Source organism: Bradyrhizobium sp. (assembly GCF_049512235.1).
Classification (GTDB): domain Bacteria; phylum Pseudomonadota; class Alphaproteobacteria; order Rhizobiales; family Xanthobacteraceae; genus Bradyrhizobium.
On the sequence record NZ_JBEKXH010000432.1, the window covers coordinates 1 to 5,479 of the forward strand.

Here is a 5,479-nt window from a genome sequence, read left to right on the forward strand (position 1 = left end):
CCGCCAGGTTTATTTCGATGCTCTCGACAACGACCTGCTCCGGATGCTCGTCCGATGACAGCATCGCAGAGAAGTCGCGACCGAAATCCTCAAGAAATTCTTTGAAATCGATCGCCTCTACGCCGTCGAAGGAATGAAGACGACGGTGAATCCGCGCTATCATGGAAACGCGATTGGCCGCGACTGCCAGTTGCGTGGCCGCTTCCGGGTTCGTCGATCCCCGGCTCTGCAGCGAAAGCAGACTGATGGTCATCTGCAGGTCGTTCATCAGCCGATGATCGGACTCCTTTTTCAACAGCTCTTGTCTTTGGATCAATTCGTCTTTTTGGCGAAGCCGCGCCTCGCTATGCGCGAGCGCGACCCGCAATTGATGCTCCACGAGCCTGTGGTCCGTCGGCCCAAAAACGGGTAGACATTGATCCGAGGCCTGAAAAATCGCGCCCGGGAACACGCAGGAGCCGCACGACGAATATTCAGCCATCATAATGTCCCCCCCGTGAGAGTCCGGCACTCGCTACGTTCGACCGCGACGATGGAATAAGCCTAAGGTCGTGAACGCAGGTCGGATTGATGCAGATCAACTATGTCCGCCATCCGACACAATATCGTGGCCTGTCATTGAACGGGAACGTTATGGCGACGAGGCGCTGCCGCAGGGATCAAGCAGCGATTTCGCCTTTCAGTACGCTCGCCGGGGAGCCGACGTGGCCTCTATCAAGGTAATTTCGCGGCTGTCGTCCCGACGCGTCATTTACGCGGCGATTTCAGGCGATCTCCTGATCGGGCTAACGAAGTTGACCGCCGCGGCGTGGACCGGAAGTTCCTCCATGCTCAGCGAGGGCGTCCATTCCATCGTCGACACCGGAAACGGCTTCCTGCTGCTTTACGGACTGCGCCGGGCCGCGGGCCGGCCGGATCTTGAACATCCCCTCGGATATGGCCGGGAAATCTATTTCTGGAGTTTCGTGGTCGCGGTCCTGCTGTTCGCGTTCGGCGCTGGCGTCTCACTCTACCAGGGCGTCGTCCATGTCCTCGATCCCGAGCCGGTTCAGCACCTGACGGCGAGCTATCTCGTGCTCGGCATCTCCGCCCTGTTCGATGGTACGACATGGTGGCTTGCGCTGCGCAACTTTCGCGGCCAACGACGCTATTCCGAGATCGTCGACGCTATCCGGGAAAGCAAGGATCCACCATCCTTCATGGTGCTGTTCGAAGACAGCGCGGCGCTGGCCGGCATTCTGGTCGCCTTCGCGGGCATATATCTGTCGGTGCGCCTGGACCTTCCGGTTCTGGATGGGGTCGGCTCCATTCTGATTGGACTGATACTCGGTTCGACGGCGTGGTTGCTGGCGAAGGAAACCAAGAGCCTTCTGATCGGCGAACGCGCCGACCCGGCGATCGTCGATTCCATCCTGCATGTCGCCGGTGAGATCGATGGGGTCACTCACGCCAACGGCATTCTGACGGTGCATCTTGCGCCTCAGGAAATAATAGTCGCGCTCAGCCTGGAATTCGCCGACGAACTGAGAACGCCGGAAATCGAAGCCAAGGTGATCGAACTCGAGCGATGCGTGCGTCTGACCCATCCGAAGGTCGTCGCGGTCTTCGTCAAGCCGCAAAGCCCCGAAGGATTCAGGGAAACCGCGGCGAGGCGCCTCGGCATGCGCTAGCGCCACGCTCCATGTCAGACATGGGCACCCAGAATAGCGCCGATTCCGGCTGTCACGACCATTGCAAGCGCGCCCCAAAACGTAACCCGGATAGCCGCCTTCATCACCTTGGCCCCACCGGCTTTGGCCCCCACGGCACCCAGCACGGCGAGAAATGCCAGGGACGCGACCGATACCGTCGCGGTTTCGAAACCCGTCGGCGTCGCCAGCGCAATCAATAAAGGAGGCGCCGCACCGGCCGCGAATGCCGCCGCGGATGCCAGGGCGGCCTGAACCGGCCGTGCCGCGGTCATGTCGGAAATTCCAAGTTCGTCTCTTGTATGCGCGCCGAGCGCATCATGCGCCATCAACTGTTCGGCCACCGTCATCGCCAATGTCGGGTCCAGACCGCGCTTGACGTAGATATCCGCCAGCTCCCTGGTTTCGCCGGCGCGATTTGCAAGCAGTTCCTTGCCTTCACGCCCGATATCTGCCCGTTCGGAATCGGATTGCGAACTGACCGAAACATATTCCCCCGACGCCATCGACATCGCGCCGGCAACGAGGCCCGAGACACCTGCGATCAGCACGCTTTGATGCGTGCCATGCGCACTTGCGACACCAATGATCAGGCTTGCCGTCGAAAGAATCCCATCGTTCGCTCCCAAAACGGCGGCCCTCAGCCAGCCAAGCCGGTTAACGGCATGACCTTCCGCGTGTCCAGCGCGACGAACCATCCTCAACCTCCCTCAGGCTGCAGGGCGATATCGACAACGCATGCGGCTATCAGCCTGGCGAATAGATGATTTCCGCGCATTGATTGATCTGCATCAATGCGGTCTGAAAAATCGACGGATGCCAAGAGACATCGTCGCGCGCGGCGACCACCTAACCCGCGCTGCCGGACGGTGCTGGAGGCAGGTCGCGCGGCTTTCCAAGCTCTCGATCAATCCGCTGCTGAACTCTGTGGGAAGCGAGGCCCATGAGACGAGTCTTGGTCTTGCCGGTGGTGACAGCCTCTCCGATTTGGAAGCGCCATTGCCACAAGCCAGGTTCGATCTGCACGAGGGTAAAATCAACGCCCTTGCGGTTCATGACGTTGCCCTCGGCAAGAACGCCTCTTTCGCCTCTTCGTCGGCCAGCAGCTTCGAGAGCACCTCGCGCTCGGACTCGCTGCACGCTTCCGCAAGGCGTTTCCTGAAAAGGGCTGGGTTCTCACAGTGAATATACCTCATCATCGACCTTCCTTGATGACACAAAAAGCTATTTCTGGGGACGGGAGACGCGCGCAATCCATGCACGCCAGACCTTCGACCTGAAGGGATCTTCAGAGCTTGCCGCCGCGTTCATGGCGTGCAGCGCGTGCGGACATCCTTTGCAGCCGGGAAATTCAAATACGCAGAACTCACCGCTCGACGGCGCATCCGCAGCGGTCATCTCGAACCGGCACCTGACTGCGGCTTGAACTTGCGACATGATGCTGCCCCTTGGGCGGGAGCACAACACTCCCGGTCACCGATGGAGGCCCAGATCGGAGCGGTGATGAAACCAGTTTGCCATTCCGGTTACCGAATTAATGGTCAATATTGCTCAGGCATGGATATTTCGCGAATCGCAGTTTGTGCGGATAGAGTTCACTCCTTGAGTAGATTCCGATGCTTCAGAATCGACCCCCGCCGCAATAGATTCGCAGCAGCCACTTTGGCAAAGCTGGTGGAATGACCGAACGCGCTCATGTCCGACCTGAAGCGGCGCCATGCAGAATTATCCAAAGCCGATCCGACCACCATCGACGCACATCTCGCCGCGATTTGTCGGCTTCGGCCTGCCGAGGCGCGCGCCGAGGTACATCATCAGGACCGCGAGAATTCCATTCGTCGAAAGCCATGCAAGTCCGGCGCTCATCGCCACCACCATCATCATCACCATCATCTGCGCCATCGGGATTGCGCTGCCGTTCACGTGGGCAGGATCGGCGCTCGGCTTCACGCCGCTGCCCCGGCTCTATTGGCCGCTGGTCGTCGCCATGCTGCTGGCGTACGCCATCCTCACGCATTTCGTGAAGGTGTGGTTCATTCGCAAATGGGGCCTTTGAGGCGGCGCGGCTTGACGACGCTCCCGGTCATTGACGTGTGCAATCGGGCGGCCTGTGCGCAGCCCCGGATCCTGGCCGCCGCCTGCATAACAGACATATTACGATCGCCCTGAGTAGTTTCCGAACCTAGCTCGCGGTTCACCCGGCAGATACACTGGCTGTGCCTTCGTTAGGCAGTGCTGCCGCTGCTTCGAAGATCGAGCGGCGAGGAAACAGCATGCTGGACAGGTCGGCGCAAGGCGGCTCGGAGTTCCATTTGCACGCCATCGTGCTGTCCTGCTTCATCCGGGAGACCGGCAGCGCGGTGCTCCGGCGCAAGGCCGGCGACGGACCTGGGTTTCAAATTGTCCGGATTGTTGGAGCAGCCCGGTGAGCAGCTTCGCCCGCGATATGACTCCCGTCATCAATCTCACGCGCGAAAGGGGCGCCGGCGCGGTACGTCATCGGCATCCGGTCTATGTCGACCTGCTCCCTCCCTGCAACGCCGCCTGCCCCGCCGGCGAGAACATCCAGGCGTGGATTGGATTGGCGCAAGCCGGAAACTATCGGGCGGCGTGGGAAATGCTGATCCGTGACAACCCGTTGCCGGCGGTACATGGGCGTGTCTGCTATCACCCCTGCGAAACCAGCTGCAATCGCAAGGAACTCGACAGCGCGGTCAGCATTCACGCCGTCGAGCGGTTTCTGGGCGACCTTGCGATGGCGCAAGGCTGGCCGATGCCGGTCGACAAGGTCGCCGCCGGCAAGCGCGTTCTGGTCGTCGGTGCCGGGCCGAGCGGGCTGTCCGCGGCCTATCATCTGACGCGGCTCGGCCATCGCGTGGAGATCCACGACGCCGGGCCATTGCCGGGCGGCATGCTGCATTTCGGCATTCCGGCCTATCGCCTGCCGCGCCAGGAGCTGATGAAGGAGATCGGGCGGATCGGGCAGATGGGGGTCAGGTTCGTACCCAACCATCGCGTCGACGACGTCCTGGCCAAGTGCCAGCACCAGCGTGTCGGCTTGCAGCGTTTCGAATTCACCGGTCGGCTGTGCGCGACCGTTCTCGTCGATGCGCATCACCTCGACCGTGAGATCGGCGCCTTCGATGGCTTTGATCGAGGTCAGCCATTTTATCTTCACGCCTTCGGTCAAGGCCTCCTGGGCTTCGAAATCGTGGGCCGGCATATGGCTGCGATCCCGGCGATAGACGATCATCGCCTCGCTGGCGCCGAGGCGATGGACGGTCCGCGCGACGTCCATCGCGGTATTGCCACCGCCATAAATCACAACGCGCCGGCCAAGGCGCGGTGCGGCATCGGCTTCCACGTCGCGGAGCAGAGAGACGGCGTCCAATACCTTGATGGCGTCGCGCGCCGGGATGTCGACATGCTTGGAGAGATGGGCGCCGATCGCGATAAAGACCGCGTCGAACTCGCCCGTCTTCTGTTCGGCCAGCACGTCGTCGACCCGATGGTTGGCCACGAACTTGACGCCCATCTGCTCGATCCGCCTGATCTCCTTCATCAGGTCTTCGCGCGGAAGGCGATAGGCCGGAATGCCGAAATGCAGCATCCCGCCGGGTAGTGGCCCGGCATCGTGGATCTCGACCTGATGGCCGAGCCGCGTCAGATGATAGGCGGCAGACAATCCGCTTGGCCCGGCACCGACGACCAGTACACGCTTGCCGGCGCCGACCTTGTCGACCGGCATCGGCCAGCATTGCTCCATCGCTAGGTCGCCCAGGAACCGCTCG

General features: G+C 61.3%; 5 protein-coding genes and 2 pseudogenes. 4 read left to right on the top strand and 3 right to left on the bottom strand.

Annotation, left to right across the window (positions count from 1 at the left end):
* Positions 1-511, bottom strand: a 511-nt coding sequence (locus ABSG20_RS28500; RefSeq protein ID WP_423867804.1) for a histidine kinase dimerization/phosphoacceptor domain -containing protein, incomplete at its 3' end; no start/stop codon positions are given.
* A 193-nt stretch (positions 512-704) separates the two neighbouring features.
* Here ABSG20_RS28500 and ABSG20_RS28505 point away from each other — a divergent pair.
* The gene (locus tag ABSG20_RS28505) at positions 705-1,670 is read left to right on the top strand and encodes a cation diffusion facilitator family transporter (RefSeq protein WP_423867805.1); all 966 of its coding nucleotides are present in this window, start codon (positions 705-707) and stop codon (positions 1,668-1,670) included.
* 14 nt (positions 1,671-1,684) lie between these two features.
* Here ABSG20_RS28505 and ABSG20_RS28510 read toward each other — a convergent pair whose 3' ends face one another.
* Positions 1,685-2,386: a VIT1/CCC1 transporter family protein gene (locus ABSG20_RS28510; protein ID WP_423867806.1), complete on the bottom strand. Its 702-nt coding sequence runs from the start codon at positions 2,384-2,386 to the stop codon at positions 1,685-1,687.
* Positions 2,387-2,426: 40 nt separating this feature from the next.
* Here ABSG20_RS28510 and ABSG20_RS28515 point away from each other — a divergent pair, with 40 nt between their 5' ends.
* The 3 genes and pseudogenes from ABSG20_RS28515 to ABSG20_RS28525 all read left to right on the top strand — a co-directional run.
* Positions 2,427-2,873, top strand: a complete 447-nt coding sequence (locus ABSG20_RS28515; protein WP_423867807.1) for a hypothetical protein — start codon at positions 2,427-2,429, stop codon at positions 2,871-2,873.
* A gap of 532 nt (positions 2,874-3,405) precedes the next feature.
* Positions 3,406-3,744, top strand: coding sequence for a hypothetical protein (locus tag ABSG20_RS28520; RefSeq protein ID WP_423867808.1), 339 nt, complete (start codon positions 3,406-3,408; stop codon positions 3,742-3,744).
* 390 nt (positions 3,745-4,134) lie between these two features.
* Positions 4,135-4,593 (top strand): annotated as a pseudogene (locus ABSG20_RS28525) (NAD(P)-binding protein); the annotation flags it as partial.
* Positions 4,594-4,764: 171 nt separating this feature from the next.
* Here ABSG20_RS28525 and ABSG20_RS28530 read toward each other — a convergent pair.
* A pseudogene (locus ABSG20_RS28530) lies at positions 4,765-5,454 on the bottom strand (FAD-dependent oxidoreductase); the annotation flags it as partial.
* Positions 5,455-5,479: the final 25 nt, after the last annotated feature.

What these genes read in the sequence shown, in the direction of transcription:
- ABSG20_RS28520 (WP_423867808.1), top strand. Translation starts at nt 3,406, where the DNA reads ATGCAGAATTATCCAAAGCCGATCCGACCACCATCGACGCACATCTCG.
- ABSG20_RS28515 (WP_423867807.1), top strand. Translation starts at nt 2,427, where the DNA reads ATGCGGCTATCAGCCTGGCGAATAGATGATTTCCGCGCATTGATTGAT.
- ABSG20_RS28510 (WP_423867806.1), bottom strand. Translation starts at nt 2,386, where the DNA reads ATGGTTCGTCGCGCTGGACACGCGGAAGGTCATGCCGTTAACCGGCTT.